The sequence below is a fragment of the Kitasatospora sp. NPDC018619 genome, from assembly GCF_044391605.1.
Lineage (GTDB): Bacteria > Actinomycetota > Actinomycetes > Streptomycetales > Streptomycetaceae > Kitasatospora.
Genome location: NZ_JBISAI010000003.1, coordinates 1 through 16101 on the forward strand (window position 1 = coordinate 1; position 16101 = coordinate 16101).

General features: G+C 74.3%; 14 protein-coding genes. 10 read left to right on the plus strand and 4 right to left on the minus strand.

The genetic code is table 11. The features are described from left to right. Positions 1-790: TetR/AcrR family transcriptional regulator (locus ACH5AR_RS04950; protein WP_396299983.1), on the plus strand; the 790-nt coding region annotated here is incomplete at its 5' end. Here ACH5AR_RS04950 and ACH5AR_RS04955 read toward each other — a convergent pair. Next, the gene (locus ACH5AR_RS04955) at positions 787-1122 is read right to left on the minus strand and encodes a hypothetical protein (protein ID WP_396299984.1); all 336 of its coding nucleotides are present in this window, start codon (positions 1120-1122) and stop codon (positions 787-789) included. The genes ACH5AR_RS04950 and ACH5AR_RS04955 overlap by 4 nt on opposite strands. A 265-nt stretch (positions 1123-1387) precedes the next feature. Between ACH5AR_RS04955 and ACH5AR_RS04960 the strand changes: the two genes are divergently transcribed. The 6 genes from ACH5AR_RS04960 (at position 1388) to ACH5AR_RS04985 (ending at position 11314) form a co-directional block, all read left to right on the plus strand. Then, positions 1388-3325 carry an ATP-binding protein gene (locus ACH5AR_RS04960; RefSeq protein WP_396299985.1) on the plus strand — a complete coding sequence of 646 codons (1938 nt, stop codon included), beginning with the start codon at positions 1388-1390 and terminating at the stop codon, positions 3323-3325. 49 nt (positions 3326-3374) lie between these two features. Then, a complete protein-coding gene (locus tag ACH5AR_RS04965; RefSeq protein WP_396299986.1) occupies positions 3375-5765 on the plus strand; it encodes a tetratricopeptide repeat protein in 2391 nt (796 codons plus the stop codon). A gap of 248 nt (positions 5766-6013) precedes the next feature. Next, entirely contained in the window at positions 6014-6667 is a 654-nt protein-coding gene (locus tag ACH5AR_RS04970) for a DedA family protein (protein WP_396299987.1), read from the plus strand. A gap of 206 nt (positions 6668-6873) precedes the next feature. Continuing rightward, positions 6874-8598: a threonine/serine exporter ThrE family protein gene (locus tag ACH5AR_RS04975; protein WP_396299988.1), complete on the plus strand. Its 1725-nt coding sequence runs from the start codon at positions 6874-6876 to the stop codon at positions 8596-8598. Between the two features lie 88 nt (positions 8599-8686). Beyond that, positions 8687-9763 (plus strand): hypothetical protein, encoded by a 1077-nt coding sequence (locus ACH5AR_RS04980; protein ID WP_396299989.1) that lies wholly within the window; start codon positions 8687-8689, stop codon positions 9761-9763. A gap of 228 nt (positions 9764-9991) precedes the next feature. Further along, the gene (locus ACH5AR_RS04985) at positions 9992-11314 is read left to right on the plus strand and encodes a C40 family peptidase (RefSeq protein ID WP_396299990.1); all 1323 of its coding nucleotides are present in this window, start codon (positions 9992-9994) and stop codon (positions 11312-11314) included. A 197-nt stretch (positions 11315-11511) separates the two neighbouring features. Here the strand turns inward: ACH5AR_RS04985 and ACH5AR_RS04990 are convergent, their stop codons facing one another. Together ACH5AR_RS04990 and ACH5AR_RS04995 are read right to left on the minus strand one after the other, a co-directional pair. After that, entirely contained in the window at positions 11512-12039 is a 528-nt protein-coding gene (locus ACH5AR_RS04990; protein ID WP_396299991.1) for an SMI1/KNR4 family protein, read from the minus strand. An 82-nt stretch (positions 12040-12121) separates the two neighbouring features. Beyond that, positions 12122-12379, minus strand: coding sequence for a DUF6221 family protein (locus tag ACH5AR_RS04995; protein ID WP_396299992.1), 258 nt, complete (start codon positions 12377-12379; stop codon positions 12122-12124). A gap of 118 nt (positions 12380-12497) precedes the next feature. Here ACH5AR_RS04995 and ACH5AR_RS05000 point away from each other — a divergent pair, with 118 nt between their 5' ends. After that, positions 12498-13100: a DUF6000 family protein gene (locus tag ACH5AR_RS05000; protein ID WP_396299993.1), complete on the plus strand. Its 603-nt coding sequence runs from the start codon at positions 12498-12500 to the stop codon at positions 13098-13100. Positions 13101-13736: 636 nt separating this feature from the next. On the opposite strand, the gene ACH5AR_RS05005 is transcribed toward ACH5AR_RS05000, so the two are convergent. Then, positions 13737-13970, minus strand: coding sequence for a hypothetical protein (locus tag ACH5AR_RS05005; RefSeq protein ID WP_396299994.1), 234 nt, complete (start codon positions 13968-13970; stop codon positions 13737-13739). A gap of 206 nt (positions 13971-14176) precedes the next feature. Here ACH5AR_RS05005 and ACH5AR_RS05010 point away from each other — a divergent pair, with 206 nt between their 5' ends. Then, positions 14177-14734 (plus strand): GNAT family N-acetyltransferase, encoded by a 558-nt coding sequence (locus ACH5AR_RS05010; protein ID WP_396299995.1) that lies wholly within the window; start codon positions 14177-14179, stop codon positions 14732-14734. A gap of 40 nt (positions 14735-14774) precedes the next feature. Beyond that, entirely contained in the window at positions 14775-16055 is a 1281-nt protein-coding gene (locus ACH5AR_RS05015) for a GNAT family N-acetyltransferase (RefSeq protein WP_396299996.1), read from the plus strand. The last annotated feature ends 46 nt before the right edge of the window (positions 16056-16101 follow it).

Consider the following 16101-nt stretch of genomic DNA (forward strand, 5'->3'; position numbering starts at 1 on the left):
GGCGCTCTCGGCCTGCGCGGGGCTCTCCTACCAGTCGGCGGCGCCGCAGCCCCGCCGGGCCGAGGCGCTGCTGCGGGAGCTGGTCGCGGCCGTCCTCGCGGTCCGGCCGGGCGGTACGGCGGCGGTGCCGGGGCCCGAGCAGCGGGGCGAGCCCGGGCGGGAGCCGCGCCGGGGCGCCGGTACGGGGCCCGGGCCGCGGGCACGCCGCGAGGAACTGCTCGCGGCGGCGGTGCGGCTGTTCCACCAGCGCGGCTTCGACAACGTCAGCACCGACCAACTGGGCGCCGCCGTCGGCATATCCGGCCCCAGCGTGTACCGGCACTTCGACAGCAAGGCCGAGTTGCTCGCCGCCTCGCTGGTGCGTGGCCGCGAACGGCTCTGGCACGAGGTGGAGGGCGCCATCGCGTCCGCCGACGGGCCCGGCGCGGCGCTCGACGCCGGGCTGGGCGCGTACGTCGGCTTCGCGCTGCGCAACGGCGACTACCTGGGCGCGATGCTCAGCGAGACGGAGCGGCTGGCCCCGCCCGACCGCCGGGCCGCGGTGGACTTCCGGCGGGACTTCCTGCGCACCTGGGTCGGTCTGCTGCGGCAGGTCCGCCCCGGGGACGACGCGGCGGCCGCCCGGATCCGGGTGCACGCGCTGTTCGCGCTGGTCAACGACGGGGTGCGGAACCGCCCGCACAGCGCCCGGCCGGACCTCGGGGACTGGCTGCTGCGGCTCGGCCGGGCGGTGCTGGGGCTCCCCCCGGAGGACACCCCCGCCCCCGGCAGCCCTGCGGAGGTCTCCTAGTACAGGACGTGCGGGTAGTAGACCCGCGCCTCGACACCGCGCTTGCCGTGCTCGTTGCCCTGGACGGCGCTGACCGACCCGCTGTTGCCCGCCACGGCGAGGCCGTTGTCCTGGTTGGCCGCGCCCGAGCCGGTGGCCGTCTGCTGGGTGCCGACCATGTTGCCGTGGACGTTGCCGATGACGTTGCCCGAGCCGGCGTTGCTCACCACGCTCCCGTTGGAGTGGTCGGCCGCGCCGGCGCCGCCGTCGGCGTGCGCGGCGGCGGCACCGAAGCCGACCAGGAGGAACGCGCCGAGGGCGGTGACGGCGGCGGCTGCGCGAATACGGGACACGGTGGTCTCCCTGACAAGAGGAGCGAATCGGGGCGCCGTCCTGAAGCGGCCGCTCCGGGGTGCCGGGGCCTGACGTCGCGTGTCCAGCATTCACCAGGGAGGTGGACGAACTCCACCGGACGAGTGGCAATTCCCCCGATGGGGGAGGATTGGTCAATTCGGAGTTGACCGCATTCCGTCATTCCGTTCGCCGGGAAGCAACGGCGGGAGGTCATGAGAAGAAAGAAATGGTCGCCCGATAGTCGCACTGGCACACTGAGGACCCATGTCTGAAGGTGCCCTGCCCGAGCCCGCCCCCGCCGACGAGCTCCGCACGACCGAGGTCGACCTCGGCGGCCTGGTGAACGTCCTCGCCACCCACCTCTACTCCACCCCGCTGGTCGCCCTGCGCGAACTCGTCCAGAACGCCCACGACTCGCACACCCGCCGGCTCCTGGAGGACCCGGACGGCGGCCACCGCCCGCTGATCCGGGTGCGTGCCGACGCCGCCCGGCGGACGGTCGCGATCGAGGACACCGGCGCCGGCCTCACCGAACCCGAGATCCACTCCTACCTGGCCACCGTCGGCACCGGCTACACCCGGATGCTGCGCGACCTGACCGGCAACCAGGAGCTGATCGGCGCCTTCGGCCTGGGCTTCCTCTCCGCCTTCTCGGTCGCCGACGAGGTCACCGTCACCACCACCTCGCACCGCGAGCCGGGGCTCGGCCACCGCTACCGCAGCCGCGGCGGCGAGCAGTACCGGGTCGAGCCGGTGCCCGCCCGGCCGGGCCCGGGCACGGTGGTCGAGCTGGCGCTCAAGGCCGAGCACGGACACCTCGCCGACGAGGACGTCCTGCGCGACGTGCTCGGCCGCTACTGCGTGCTGCTGTCCGTCCCGGTGTACGTCGGCGAGGACGAGCAGCCGGTCAACTCCGTCGCGGTGCCCTGGCGCGACCCCTCCGACGGCGACCGCTCCGGCGGCGGCTCCTCCGACGGCGACCGGTACGCGGCCCGGATGCGCTTCGCCGCCGCCTTCGGCCGCCGCTTCGAGCCGCTCACCGCCTTCCCGGTCCGTCCGGTCGAGGGCGTCACCGACGCCGTCGGCCTGCTCTGGATCCAGGACGGCGGCAGCTACGGCAGCAGCGACAACCGCGACCTCGCCGTCTACCTGCGCGGCATGCTGCTCGCCGAGGACGCCCGCGACCTGCTGCCCCGCTGGGCCGGCTTCGTCGGCGGGGTGGTCGAGTCCAACCGGCTCACCCCCACTGCCAGCCGCGAGGACCTCCAGCGCGACGAGCACTACCACGCGCTCCGCAAGGTCCTCGCCGACGCCGTCGTGGACGGCCTGTACGAGACCGCCCGGCTGCGGCCCGCCGTCTGGCGCCGGATCCTCACCCGGCACGGCAGCGACCTGCTCGGCGCCGCGCTCTGCGACGAGCGGCTGTTCACCCTGCTCGCCGACGACGTCCCGGTGCCGACCTCGCAGGGCGACCTCACGGCCGGCGCGTTGCGGGCGGCGGGCGGCGGCGCGGTGCACGTCGCGCTCGGCAGCGGCGGCGGCTTCGAGGAGATGCTGTACCGGGCGATGCGGGTGCCGATCGCGCGCGGCGACCGCTACGCCGTCCTGCCGTTCCTGCACCGCTACGCCGAACTGCGCGGCTGCCGGGTGGTCGAGCTCGGCAGCGAGCGGGGCGACCGCGAGCTGTTCCGCGACCCGGAGCACCCGCTGCCCGAGCACGAGGCGGCCTGGCTGGCCGGCGCCCTCGCCGACCCGGGCGAGCAGCTCGTCCCGGCCCGCTTCGACCCGCCCGGCCTGCCCCTGGTACTGGTGCCGGACCGCGAGGCCGAGCTGAAGGCCCGGATCGAGGACGACCAGGCGGACGCCCGGATACCGTCCGCCGCGCTGCGGCTGGCCCGCGCCTTCACCGCCCGCACCGACGGCGGGGTCCGGGCCCGGCTCTACCTCAACCTGGACAGCCCGGCGGTCCGGGACCTGCTCGCCGCCTACCGCGCCGGGCACACCGGCAGCGCGACCGCGGCCGGGCTGCTCCGCTCGATCAAGGTGATCATGGCGGCCGCGGCCTCGGCCGGGCCGTCCGAGGGGGACCTCACCGCCGCCCTGGGCGGCATCGGCACCGCGGTCTCGGCGCTGACCGCCGCCGTCCCGGCCGGCCTGCCGGATGTCCCGGACAGCCCCGGAGCCCTCACGGAGGGGCCGTGACGGACGGACTGTCAAGACAACTCATCAGCACGACGCAGGGGGAACAGGCATGACCACCGACATCTGGGCCTGGGTGCGCGACACCCACCGGCAGCTGGCCGAGGCCGGCCACCACCGCCTGGCCGACGCCGTCGTCGAGCTGCCCGAGCACGCCACCGAGGGCCGCAACGAGCAGCTGGACGCGCTCTACCCGGAGGCGGTGGCAGCCGCGCGGGCGCTCGGCCTGCCCTGGGTCGAGGTCTACCTGCGGCACTGGCGGATGCAGAACCTGCTGAACAAGCGCCAGCAGGGCGAGGCCGTGCTGCCCGAGGCGGTCGACCTGCTGGAGTTCGCGCACCGCGAGGACACCGCCTCCTGCCCGCAGTCCGTCTGCGTGGTCCAGGACTTCGCGATCTGCCACGCCCGGGTCGACGGCCCGGGGTACGTGGCCGAGCGCCTCGCCGTGGTGGGCGAGACGCTGGAGCGGATCGAGCCCGACCGCGCCTGCTACGACTGCCTCTCCCGGGAGTACTCCGACGCCCTGGAGGACGACGGCCGGGCGGCCGAGGCACTGGACTACCTGGACTCCGCGGCCAACCGGATGCGCGCGGCCGGGCAGCCGGTCTCGCTCCGCTTCCACCAGGCCCGGGCCGGCACCCTGCACCTGCTGGGCCGGCACGAGGAGGTGCTGGAGCTGCTGGAGACGGCCGAGCGGGCCGAGCAGGCCCAGGGGCGCCGGCTGGACGAGCGGGACGCGCGCTGGGGCGCCCTGCTGCGGGCCCGTGCGCTCGCCGCGCTCGGCCGCACCGAGGAGTCGCTCGCCCTGCTGCCCGAGCGGGCCGAGGCCGAGCGCCACGCCGACCTGCGCGCCGCCTGGACGCAGACGGTCGAGCTGCTGGTCGCGGCCGGTGCGTGGCAGAACGACGCCGAGCTGGGCGCCGTCCTGGCCGGCTGGGTCGGCTACCTGGACGGCGTCGGCGCCCACCGCCCGTGCCTGGACCTGCTGCTGGCGGCCGGTCGGCTCGCGCTCGCCCGCGGCGCCCGTACGGTGGCGCTGACGCTCGCGGCGACGGGAGAGCGTAAGCTCACCCGGTTGCGTCGCACCGACGGCGTGTCGGAGCAGGTCGCGGCCCTGCGCGCGGCCGCCGAGGCGCTGCCGCGGCCCGAGCTGCCCGTCCCGCCGGGCGAGCTGACGGCACACCTGGCCGAGGTCGGGGTGCCCTACGAGACCGGCGCCGACCTGCTCTCCGTCGCCCTGGACCGGTACCGGGGTGAGCAGGCCGGCGCCTCCCGACTGGCGGTGCTGCTGGCCACCGTGCTGGGCGGCCTCGGCCACGCCCTCGCCGCGGCCGACCTGCTCTGGCGGCACCTGGAGCTGGATCCGGCGGACGACGAGCTGACGGGCGCGCTCGGCGAGCTGCTGATCGAGGCCGGGGACGCCGAGGGCATCCGCCGCCTCGCCGACCGGGTGGCCGCCGACGCCCCGGCCGACGGGCACTGGATACGGGCCCGCTGGGCCGCCGCCGAGGGCCGCTGGTCCGAGGCGCTGGAGCGCTGCCGGTCGATCCTGGAGCTGGACGACGGGGTGCTCAACACCCGCCGCCTCGCCGCCCGCGCCGCCACCGAGCTGGGGGACCACGCCACCGCCCAGCGGATGTACCTGGAGCTGCTGGAGCGCGCGGCGCCGGCCGGCGCCGGCGAGGACGGGGCGGACGGGGAAGAAGAAGGGTCGGAGGGGGAGGACGGCCACCGGGCGGTCCGCGAGCCGGACCTGTGGCACCTGATCACCGCGGCCACCGCCAACCGGGACTGGGCCGTGGTCCGCTCCACCGGCGCGCTGCTCGGCATCGAGTTCGACGAGCCCGAGGGCCCGGTGGACGAGGAGTGGCAGCTGGTCACCGTCCGCGCCACCCGTACCAACGGTGCGACGGCCGACCTGCCAGCGCTCCGGACGGGCCCGGCCACCGCCCGGGTGCTGCCGGTGCTCGGCGACGACCTGACGCTCAACCACGGCGACGTGGTGGTCTTCGCCCCGGCCCTGCTGGAGCCGCCACCGGCCGAGGACGCCCCCGAGGAGGAGCGGCAGCGCTGGCGCCCGGTGTTCGAGGTGCTCACCCTGCTCGACCCGGCCGGGTACACCACTTACTGGATCGACGGCGGCTGGCCCGGCGACGAGCGGTGGTCCGCGCTGCGCGAGGAGCTGCACGAGGCCGGGTACGCGGTCTGGGTCTACAGCGGGGACGAGTACCGGATCACCGACCCGGCGGAGGGCGGCGACACCCTGCCCGGGGTCTACGCGGCCCTCGGCGTGCCGCCGACCGCCTCGGCCGCCGAGGCGGACGCCCTGCTGCTGCGGCTGACGGAGGACTGGGCCCACCCGCTGGCCTGGCCGGAGCTGGCCAAGGCGGCCGGCGCGGACCTCGCCCGGCACGAGGAGACCGTCGAGCGCTACGGGCTCTGACCGCCCGGCGGTCCTCCACCGTCCTCCACCGTCCTCCACCGTCCTCGACCGTGCGGCCCCGGCGGGCCGGCCCTCCCGGGCCCCCGCCGGGGCCGCGGCCGTCCTGGGCCGCCGCCGTCCCCAGCCGCAGCTGTCCGCAGCCGCGGCCGTCCGTGCCGCGGGCCCGGGAACCATCCGGGGCACTACCGAGTCTTTGTCATTGCTTTACTATTTCATTGCCAAGACCCGACCCCCGGAGTGCCCGCACCGTGACCAGCCTCGCCCTCGGCCCGTCCTGGCTCGATCCGACCACCCTGATCTCCACCTTCGGCCTGATCGGCATCCTGGCCGTCGTCTTCGCCGAGTCCGGCCTGCTGGTCGGCTTCTTCCTGCCGGGGGACTCGCTGCTGTTCACCACCGGCCTGCTGGTGGCCGGCGGCACCTACCTGCACCAGCCGCTCTGGTTGGTCTGCGCGCTGATCGTGGTCGCCGCGGTGGCCGGGGACCAGGTCGGCTACCTCTTCGGCCGCAAGGTCGGCCCGAGCCTGTTCAGCCGCCCCGACTCCCGGATCTTCAAGCAGGAGAACGTGGAGAAGGCCGCCGCCTTCTTCGACCGGCACGGGCCCAAGGCGATCGTGCTGGCCCGCTTCGTGCCGATCGTGCGCACCTTCACCCCGGTCGTGGCCGGGGTGAGCAGGATGCACTACCGCACCTTCGTGGTGTTCAACCTGGTCGGCGGCGTGCTGTGGGGCGGCGGCGTCACCGTGCTCGGCTACTTCCTGGGGCAGATCCCGTTCGTCCGGGACAACATCGAGGCCATCCTGGTCGGCATCGTGCTGGTCTCGGTGATCCCGGTGGCGATCGAGCTGCTGCGGGCACGCCGCTCCGGCGCGGCCGCGGCCGCCCGGCACCGCGCCGGGTAGGCGTCCGCTGCTCCGGCCACGTGACGCCGCGTACATGTGCGTCGGGCTGTTCGATCAGGCAAGGTGTAACCCGAGATCGAGCGGTGGCCGGCGGCCACCAGGGGTGGCGAGGAGCGGAAGTGCCTAAGCGGGGCCGACCGGGTGCGGGCAAGCGGGCGAGGGGAGGCCGGGCGGTCCGACAGACGCGGCAGGCACCCCCGAAGCCGGTGCACCCCGCCGACGCCCCGCCCACCGAGGGCCTGCTCGGCCACCCCGCCCCGGTGGTCGAGCCCACCGTCGTCGTGCCGCTCGCCCCGCCCGTCCCGGAGACCAGGGGCCTGCTGGCCCCCGAGCCCGAGCCGGTGTCCGCCCCGGCGGCCGGCCCGGCGGCCGGACGGACCGAGGACGAGCGCCCGGCGCGCCGCCGCTCCGTCGCCGAGGACACCCTCACCCCCGAGGAGTGGCGGGCGGCCGGCTACACCCCGCCCACCGGCATCCCCGTCCCGGACCTGATCGCCGCCGCCCCCGGCGAGGCGCCCTGGCCGGACCGGATGCGCACCCTGCTGCGCACCCCGATGTCCGAGCGCCCCGCCTTCGAGCGCACCGCCCGTGAGATGCACCCCTCGTCGGCCGCCACCCGCAACGTCCCGCGCATCCTCGACCTGACGCTGCGCATCGGCGAGCTGCTGCTGGCCAGCGGCGAGGCCGCCGAGGACGTCGAGGCGGCGATGCTCGGCATCGCCCACGCCTACCGGCTGGACCGCTGCGAGCCGCAGGTCACCTTCACCCTGATCGGCATCTCGTACCAGCCCTCGCTGGTCGAGCCGCCGGTCACCGCCGACCGCGTGGTGCGCCGCCGCACCTCCGACTACACCCGGCTCGACGCGGTGTACGCCCTGGTCGCGGACATCACCGCGGAGCAGGTGACGGTCAACGACGCCTACCGCCGGCTCGCCGCGATCCGCCGCAACCGGCACCCGTACCCGGCCTGGTTCCTCGCCCTGACCACCGGCCTGCTGGCCGGTGCGGCGACCTTCCTGGTCGGCGGGAAGACCGACGACAAGGCCTGGCTGGTCTTCGCGAGCGCCTTCGTCGCGGCCGTCCTCGGCGACCGGCTGGCCTCCGCGCTGGCCCGGCGCCGGCTGCCGGAGTTCTACCAGTTCGTCGCGGCCGCGATGCCGGCCGCCGCCTCCGGCATCATCCTCTCGCTCAACGACTGGGGCCTGCGCGGCTCGGTCGTGATCACCGGTGGCCTGTTCGCCCTGCTGCCCGGGCGCGCCCTGGTCGCCGCCGTGCAGGACGGCCTGACCGGCTTCTACATCACCGCCGCGGCCCGGCTGCTGGAAGTGGTCTACCTGGTCGCGGGCATCGTGATCGGGGTGATGGTGATCCTCTACCTGGGCGTCGGCTTCGAGGCGAACCTGCGCCCGGACGAGAGCCTGGTGGGCGTCAACTACCCGCCGGTCCAGATGGCCGCCGCGATGCTGCTGACCCTGGCCTTCGCGACGCTGCTCCAGACCGACCGCCGCACGCTGGCCCTGGTCACCGTCAACAGCGGCATCGGCTGGGCCAGCTACGGCGCGCTGGTGTACAACGCGGGCGTCAACCCGATCGCGGCGACCGGCGTGGCGGCCGGCCTGGTCGGCCTCTTCGGCCAGCTGATGGCGCGCTACCGCAACGGCTCGGCGCTGCCCTACGTGACCGCCGCGATCGGCCCGCTGATGCCCGGTTCGGCGCTCTACCTCGGGATGCTCGCCTTCACCCAGGGGCACTCCAGCGCCGGCCTGGTGTCGGTCTTCCGCGCGGCGGCGATCGCGATGGCGCTGGCGGTCGGGGTGAACCTGGGCGGGGAGATCGCCCGGCTCTTCCTGAAACTGCCGGTCGGCGCCGAACGCCCGTCGCTCTACCCGGTGATGCCGCGCCGGGCGGCCAAGCGCACCCGGGGCTTCTGACCGGCCGCCGCCCGGTGTTGGGGCCGATTTGGCCCCCGGGCAATGTCGCGGCAGGCAGGACGCAGGACCAGGAACGAAGGTAAGACCCATGACGACACTGCTGGACGGCTACCGCGAGCACATCGTCGCCACCCACAAGCAACCGCTGTTCCTGCTGCTGGTCGGATTCATCACCTCCTTCGTCTTCATCCGGTTCAGCGTCCGGATGATCCGCGCCCAGGTGCGCTGGTGGCCGGGCAACGTGACCCCGGGCGGCCTGCACATCCACCACATGGTGTTCGGCCTGGGCTTCCTGCTGCTCGGCGGCATCGGGGTGTTCGCCACCTACGGCGGGCACCCGTGGATCGACTGGTTCGGGCTGGCCTTCGGCATCGGCTGCGGCCTGGTGCTGGACGAGTTCGCGCTGATCCTGCACCTGGACGACGTGTACTGGAGCGAACAGGGCCGCAAGTCGGTGGACGCGGTGATCTTCGGCATCCTGTTCACCTCCCTGCTGCTGGTCGGGTACGTTCCGCTCGGCGTGGTGCCCGGCGAGGAGACCAGGTGGGGCCTGATCACGATCATCTCGGTGAACTCGCTGGCCTCGGTGATCACGCTGTTCAAGGGCAAGGTGTGGACCGGCCTGCTCGGCATCATGGTCCCCGGCCTGTCCTGGATCGGGGCGGTCCGGCTGGCCCGTCCGAGCAGCCCCTGGGCCCGCTGGCGGTACGCCGCGCGCCCCCGCCGCCGGGCGCGCGCGCTGCGGCGCGAGCGCCTGCTGCACCGGCGCGCGGACCGGGCCCGCACCTGGCTCTTCGACCTGATCGCCGGTGCCCCCGACAAGGTCCCCGCCAACCACCCCGCCGCGCACCGGGTGGCCGAGCGGATGGCCGCCCGGGCCACCGCCCACCTGGACGCGCACGCCGCCCGGGCGCTGGCCCGCCGTCGGGCCCGGCTGGCCGACCGCCGCTCGGCGGCCGGGGCGCCCGGGGCGGCCCAGGGCACGGCGGATCCGGCGACCGGGGCGGTCGGGGCCGGACCGACCCGCTCCCGCCTGGCGCAGCAGCGCCGCCGCACCGTCCGGGCCGGGCGCAGCCGGACCTTCGCGGTCGGTCCGACCGGGCTGGAGAGCCGGCCCGAGCGGCACCCCCGGCTGCGGACCCACACCCGCCGGATCGGACGGTAGTCCGCCGCTCGGCGGCCCGGACGGCGGTCGGATCATCCGATGGCCACCCGACCGGCGGAGCGCTTTCCCGGTGTGATGGCCGCCGGAATTGAGACCATGAGCGTCGTATGACCGTTCTGTCACGTGATGGGATGATTCATCGGACTCCCCGGCCGGCCGGGCCGCCCCGCCCGGCCGCCGCGCGCCGTCCGACGCCGTCCCCTCCGGACCCGTCAGAAGGGATGTCGCGTGACACGCAGGCTCCTGCCGACCCTCCTGTTCTCCCTCACCCTGTCCCTCACCGCGCTGCTCGGGCTGATTCCCGCCGCCCAGGCCGCCCCGGCACCCGGCGAGCCGGGCGCGGGCGAACCGGCGGTCGGCGCGGCCGCGGACGGGAACGGGGACGGGGACGGGGACGGGTACCCGAGCACCGAGGAGATCGACCGGGCCCGGGCCGAGGCCGAGCGCAAGGCCGCCTCGGCCACCGCCCTGGAGGCCGCGCTCACCGCCGCCCGGACCGACCTGGACCGGGCCGGGCGCGCCGCCGAACAGGCCGTCGAGGCCTACAACGGCGCCCAGCTCGCCCTCACCCGGGCCCGCGTCGCGGAGGAGGCCGCCGCGCGCCGCTCCGCCGGTGCCGAGGCCGAGCGGGCGGCCGCCGCCGAGGACGCGGCCCGGCTCGCGGCCGAGACCTACCGGCAGGGCGCGGGCGCCGAACTGTCCGCCCTGAACGCCCTGCTCGGCGCCCACGGCCCGCGGGAGGCGGGCGCCCGCGCCGCCGCCGTCGCCCAGGTCGGCGAACGCACCCGGCAGATCCTGGACGCCGCCACCGCCACGGCCGCCGCCGCCCGTACCGCCGCCGCCGAGGCCCGGGCCGCCACCGGGGCCGCCGGTAGGGCCGCCGCCGAGGTCGGCGCGGCCAGGGAGCGGGCGGAGCAGCGGCTGGCCGCCCAGCGGACCGAGGTGGCCGCCGCCGGCCGGCGCCGCGAGCAACTGCTCGTCGAACTGGCCGCCGCCCGCAGCACCACGGTCGAGCTGGAGCGCCAACGCCGCGAGGCCCTGGAGGCGATCGCCGCCCGGGAGGCCGAGGCGGCCGCCCGCGCCGCCGCCGAACAGGCAGCCCGCGAGGCGGAGGCAGCGGCGGCGGAGGCAGCGGCCGCCGCGGCCCGGGCCCAGGCCCCGCCGCCCGCCGCCCGTCCGTGGTCCGCCGAGGGTGCGGCGGCGGCCGTCGCCTTCGCCAGGTCCAAGATCGGCCTGCCCTACGTCTGGGGCGGCGAGGGCCCGGGCGGCTACGACTGTTCCGGGCTGACCATGATGGCCTGGCGCGCGGGGGGTCGGCCGCTCAACCACTTCGCCGCCGACCAGTACGCCCAGAGCACCCCGATCGGCTACCGCCAGCTCCGCCCGGGGGACCTGGTCTTCTGGAGCGACACCGGGCGCGCCGCCGACATCTACCACGTCGGGCTCTACATCGGCGACGACCAGATGATCGAGGCGCCGCGGGCCGGCCTGCCGGTCAAGCAGGCCAGCCTCTGGATCATGGGGACCCCGAACTTCTACGCCCGCCCCTGACCCCGGGCCCGGCCGCCTGTAGGTTCCCATTTCACTTTGCGCTTTCCCGCTGATCCTGCGCCTACGTTGCGCATGCGCAAGATCAGTGGGACGCCGAGTAGGCGGTTCGACGGCCACGCCTACCGATTCCCTGATTCTTCACCATCACGGGTGATCTGACTCAAACGCGTTCCGAGACGGCAGAGTGCCTGTCGGAGTCAGCGGCACAGCTCCATGATGGTGTCGTCGAAGTTGGGGAACTCCTGGGTTGCCTCCTCGATGACGGCGGTGGCCGGCTGCTGTCGGCCGGGGGCGAATTGCTCCGCGACGGCCGCCAGTTGCCGGTTGGGATGTGGCCTCCAGTTGGGCTCGTACGTGGTGGCCGCTTCCCAGGGGCCGAAGCCGCCAGCGAGCAGCCACAGGAAGCCGCCCAGGTCCCGCGCCAGTACAGCGGTCTCACCTTCGGAGCCGAGGAAGACGATGGGCTGGTCGATAAGTGGACGGTCTGGCCGGATCAGCCAGAACGCCGCATACCCACCCGTGCCGTCTTGGCCGAACACGCGGAAGTCGTCACCGCTCAACTCCGTATTGCCGGTCCAGGACCGGAGCCAGTCGGTGGTGTCCTTGGCGGACAGGAATGCCGGGAAGGGCTCGAAGTCGATCCCTTTGCCGTCGTCGTAGTCGAACGGGACCGACAGCGCGGCGGCGAGTGCGGCAGGGAGCTGTCGATCACTGGTCCGAGTCACGTGGAGAGGCTAGCGACTACCAGTGTCATCAACGTCGGCTCACCCCTGACGGACGAGACGCCAGCATCCATTGGACCAGGTTCTAGGGTCGCCACTCCTCCCGGTAGCTGGGGTGCTCGGCGTACGACTGCGCGAGCACGCACAGGGCATGGCCGAGGCCGACGTAGCGCACATCGGACGGATCCATTGCCTCGTAGTCCCGGGCCAGCATGTCGACGAGGTCGAGCATCGGCAGGTGGCTGTCAAGCAAGGCGTCAGCCCCGAATCGGTAGGCCACCTCGGCATAGGCATGGTTGTCCGCCTCGTAGCGGGCGTGCAGGAACTTCAGGAGGTCATCCATGAGGAGATGATCGCCCAGCTTCGGCGATGCGGGGGAAGAGCTCTGTCGCTCACGGTTCCCACCCCGAGCTCTCAGAATCAGTTGGCTGCAGACCAACGGAGAACAGGAAGATGCCGACATGCGCTTTCCTCGTTCCTCGGACCCCGAACTGCTCGATGTCATCGAGCGCTACGTCAAGCCCATGGCCAACGACACCGTGCGCTACCTCCACCTCCTTCACGCCAACTTCACCCGAGACGACGAGCGTGAGCGCACACCCTTCCTCCGATCACTGCGCTCAGCTGCCCAGGCGATCACCGATGAGGAACTCGAGATCCTCCTGGAGAGCGAATGGCGCTCGCGCCTCACCGCTGCCTGGCTGATCGGCGTGGACCGCCGTCAGCACTTCCGAGACGTGCTGGGTGACCTGCTTGTCGCCAGCCAGCTGTGCTTCTCCGGCCAGGGCTACTGCTTCGCTCTCGCACGCTTCTGCACGGAGGAGGATGCCCTGCACCTGGTGGCCTACCTGGATCGCTATCTCCAGCAGCCCGACTGCCAGTACGACCAGCACTGGGCCATCAGCGCGCTGCTCCACATCGACAGTCAGACGGGGACCGAACACTCCGGTCGCTTCCTCGCTCCCGGAGGTCTGTGGCACCAGTGGAACGAAGCCCAGTTCAAGCCCTCGCCGCCGAGCCGGTTCATCGATGAGCTGTGCGCACTGGCGGATTCGCCCAAGTAGACGTCGCGAGATCCATGACAGCACTTGGTGATCCCGTACCTGCCTGGGCACTTCAACGAGTACACAGAGACAGTCCGCCCACCCCGCCAGCGAGGAAAGCGCAAAGAAGATGGGTCAAAACCCGCGCAAGATCACTGGGGAGAGCGACAACAGCCCAGCTCATGCCGAAGCCGAATGAAGATCACGAGTGGAACCTGCACGCCACCGGTCGGCACCAGCCCTTGCGGCGGCCGCGAGCGCCGGGCCGAGGGTGGCGAGGGCGTCGCCCCCGTGCCCGGCCGGGGCCGGGCACTCGGCGTCGGGGTGTCGGGCCGGGCGAGCTGCTCGTGGTCCTCCGGGCGCCCCGGTGGACGCGGTCGCCGGGCAGGCGGATCGGGCAGCGCCCGGGCCCGGTCGAGCGCGACGGCGGTCTCCCGCTGTGTCGGTTTGTTCCGGTGGGCCGTCCGGTGGGCGGGTGACAGCGGGTGTGAGTGCAGTGGGATCGGCGTGGGTCGGCGCGGGGCCCCGTTCCGGGTCGGCTGGAGGGCGCCTGCGGGGTGATCACGCACGGGGCGGCGGAGGGCGCGGGCCGATCAACTCCCGGAAGTAAAAGCGAGGATGACGCCACGACGGTCGGCACCCGGACGGCCCGGACGGCTACCGGCCGGCCAGGGCCGTGCGGCCGTCGCGCAGCCGTACGACGCTCCAGCCCCAGGGCGCGGCGATCGGGAGCGGCAGCAGGGGGACGGCGAACGCGCTGCCGACCCGGCCGACCGTCCCGGAGTCGCAGGCCCCCGCCATGTGGTAGCCGGTCGGCTCGTGGAAGGCCGGTGCGCCGCACGGCCCGTTGCCCGGGACGGGCACCGGCCGGAGCGCCCGGAGCCAGCCCACGGCGGTCAGGCCGCCGACGCGCTTCGCCGCCGGCGCCCGGCCCTCGTACGCCTTCAGTGTGCGGACGTACTCGACCTCCGTGGTGCCCCCCGACAGCGGGTCGCCCGTACCCGGACCGGCACGAGGATGCGGAGCCCGGCCGCCGGGGCGCCACTGTCGGTGGGCCGCGCTAGCGTGGCCGCCCGGAACGGAACTGAGGAGGCGTCATGCGACTGCGGAACGTACGGGAACAGGACCTGGAGACGTACGTCGGGTTGCGGTGCGACCCGGCAATGATGGCGGAACTGGGCGGCCCGCTGCCCCGGGCGGTGGTGGAGGAGCGGCTGCGCAAGGACCTCGCCCTGGCGACCGAGGACACCTCCTGGGTCAGGATGATCGTGCCGGACGGCGCCGAGGACGACGGGGCGGTGGGCACCGTCACGCTCTGGTCCGACGAGGAGGACGGCGTGCCGGTCTCCGAGATCGGCTGGATGGTGCTGCCCGGGTACCAGGGCCGCGGCCTCGCCAAGGCGGCCGTCCGCCGGGTGCTGGACGCCGCCGCCGCGGACGGCCGCTGGGGCGAGGTGCACGCCAACCCGGGCGTCGCCAACGGGCCGTCGAACGGCATCTGCCGGTCGCTCGGCTTCCGGCTGTTCGGCGAGCGGGACCTCGACTTCGCGGGCCGCGTGCTGCGCGTCAACCACTGGGTGGTGGTGCCGGGGGAGCACACCGGGGCGGGTGCCGGCGACGAGCCCGGCACCGCGTACGGATCGGGCACGGAATAATTCGGATGCCCGCCGGAAGGGGCCGCCGTACCGTGGCCCCATGGGCAACAGCATCGATCACACGGCCGTGGACAGCGTGAACGGGCTCCGGATCCGGGCCGTCTCCCAGGACGAGACGGAGGCCTGGGACCGCGCGCTCGCCGTCGGGTTCCTGTGCTCGCACATCGGTCGGGCGACGGAGCTGCGCCGTGAGCAGTGGGAGCCGGGCCGGATGCTGGCCGCCTTCGACGGCGAGCGCCAGGTCGCCACCTTCCGCAGCTTCGACACCGAACTGACCGTCCCCGGCGGGGCCGTGGTGGCGGCCGACGCCATCACCAACGTCACGGTGAGCGCCACCCACCGCCGGCGCGGCCTGCTCAGCGCGATGATGCGTCGGGACCTCGCGGCCGCCGTCGAGCGCGGCCGCGCGGTCGCCGTCCTGATGGCCTCCGAGTTCAACATCTACGGCCGCTTCGGCTTCGGCCCGGCCACCTACGGCGGCGGCCTGGACATCGAGCTGAGCCGCACCCGGGGCCTGCGCGAGGGCCTGCCGGGCGTGCCCGGCGGCCGGATCGACTTCGTGACCATGGCGGAGGTCCGGGAGCTGGGCGCCGGCCTGTACGAGCGCTGGCGGCTCACCCAGCCGGGCGCGATCGAGCGCGACGACCTGTGGTGGCGGCGCACCGTCGGCGAGGTCCGGGTGCCGGGCTCCGACTTCAAGGAGCCGTTCGCCGCCGTGCACCGGGACGCCGACGGCACCGTCACCGGCCTGGTGCTCTACCGGATCGACGCCAAGTGGGACGGCGGCTACCCCGACGGCACGCTCTCGGTGGACGAGTTCATCGCGCTCGACCTGCCCACCGCGGTGGAGCTGTGGCGCTTCGTCATGTCCGTCGACTGGATGGCCCGGATCACGGCGTCCCGGCTCGGCCCGGACGACCCGCTGCCGCTGCTGCTCCAGGACCCGCGCGCGGCCACCCCGCACAAGGCCAACACCGACGAGCTGTGGGTGCGGGTGCTGGACGTCGAGGCCGCGTTCGGCGCCCGGAGGTACGGCGCCCCCGGCCGGGTGGTGCTGGAGGTCGACGACAAGCTCGGCTACGCGTCCGGCCGTTGGGCGCTGGAGGTGGCCGACGACGGCACCGGCCGCTGCACCAGGACCACGGACGACGCCGACCTCGCGCTCGGCGCCGCGCAGTTGGGCTCGCTCTTCCTGGGCGCGGAGACGGCGCCGCGGCTGGCCGCGGCCGCCCTGGTGGCCGAGCTGCGCCCGGGCGCAGCCGCCGCTGCCGACCTGCTGCTGCGCGCGCCGGTGCGGGCCTGGACGCCGACCGAGTTCTGAGCCGTCGCCGTGCCGGGGGCCGGTCCGTCCGCGGGCCGGCCTTCCG

What these genes read in the sequence shown, in the direction of transcription:
- ACH5AR_RS05000 (WP_396299993.1), top strand. Translation starts at nt 12,498, where the DNA reads ATGCGCTTTCCTCGTTCCTCGGACCCCGAACTGCTCGATGTCATCGAG.
- ACH5AR_RS05015 (WP_396299996.1), top strand. Translation starts at nt 14,775, where the DNA reads ATGGGCAACAGCATCGATCACACGGCCGTGGACAGCGTGAACGGGCTC.
- ACH5AR_RS04965 (WP_396299986.1), top strand. Translation starts at nt 3,375, where the DNA reads ATGACCACCGACATCTGGGCCTGGGTGCGCGACACCCACCGGCAGCTG.
- ACH5AR_RS04995 (WP_396299992.1), bottom strand. Translation starts at nt 12,379, where the DNA reads ATGGATGACCTCCTGAAGTTCCTGCACGCCCGCTACGAGGCGGACAAC.
- ACH5AR_RS04980 (WP_396299989.1), top strand. Translation starts at nt 8,687, where the DNA reads ATGACGACACTGCTGGACGGCTACCGCGAGCACATCGTCGCCACCCAC.
- ACH5AR_RS04960 (WP_396299985.1), top strand. Translation starts at nt 1,388, where the DNA reads ATGTCTGAAGGTGCCCTGCCCGAGCCCGCCCCCGCCGACGAGCTCCGC.
- ACH5AR_RS05010 (WP_396299995.1), top strand. Translation starts at nt 14,177, where the DNA reads ATGCGACTGCGGAACGTACGGGAACAGGACCTGGAGACGTACGTCGGG.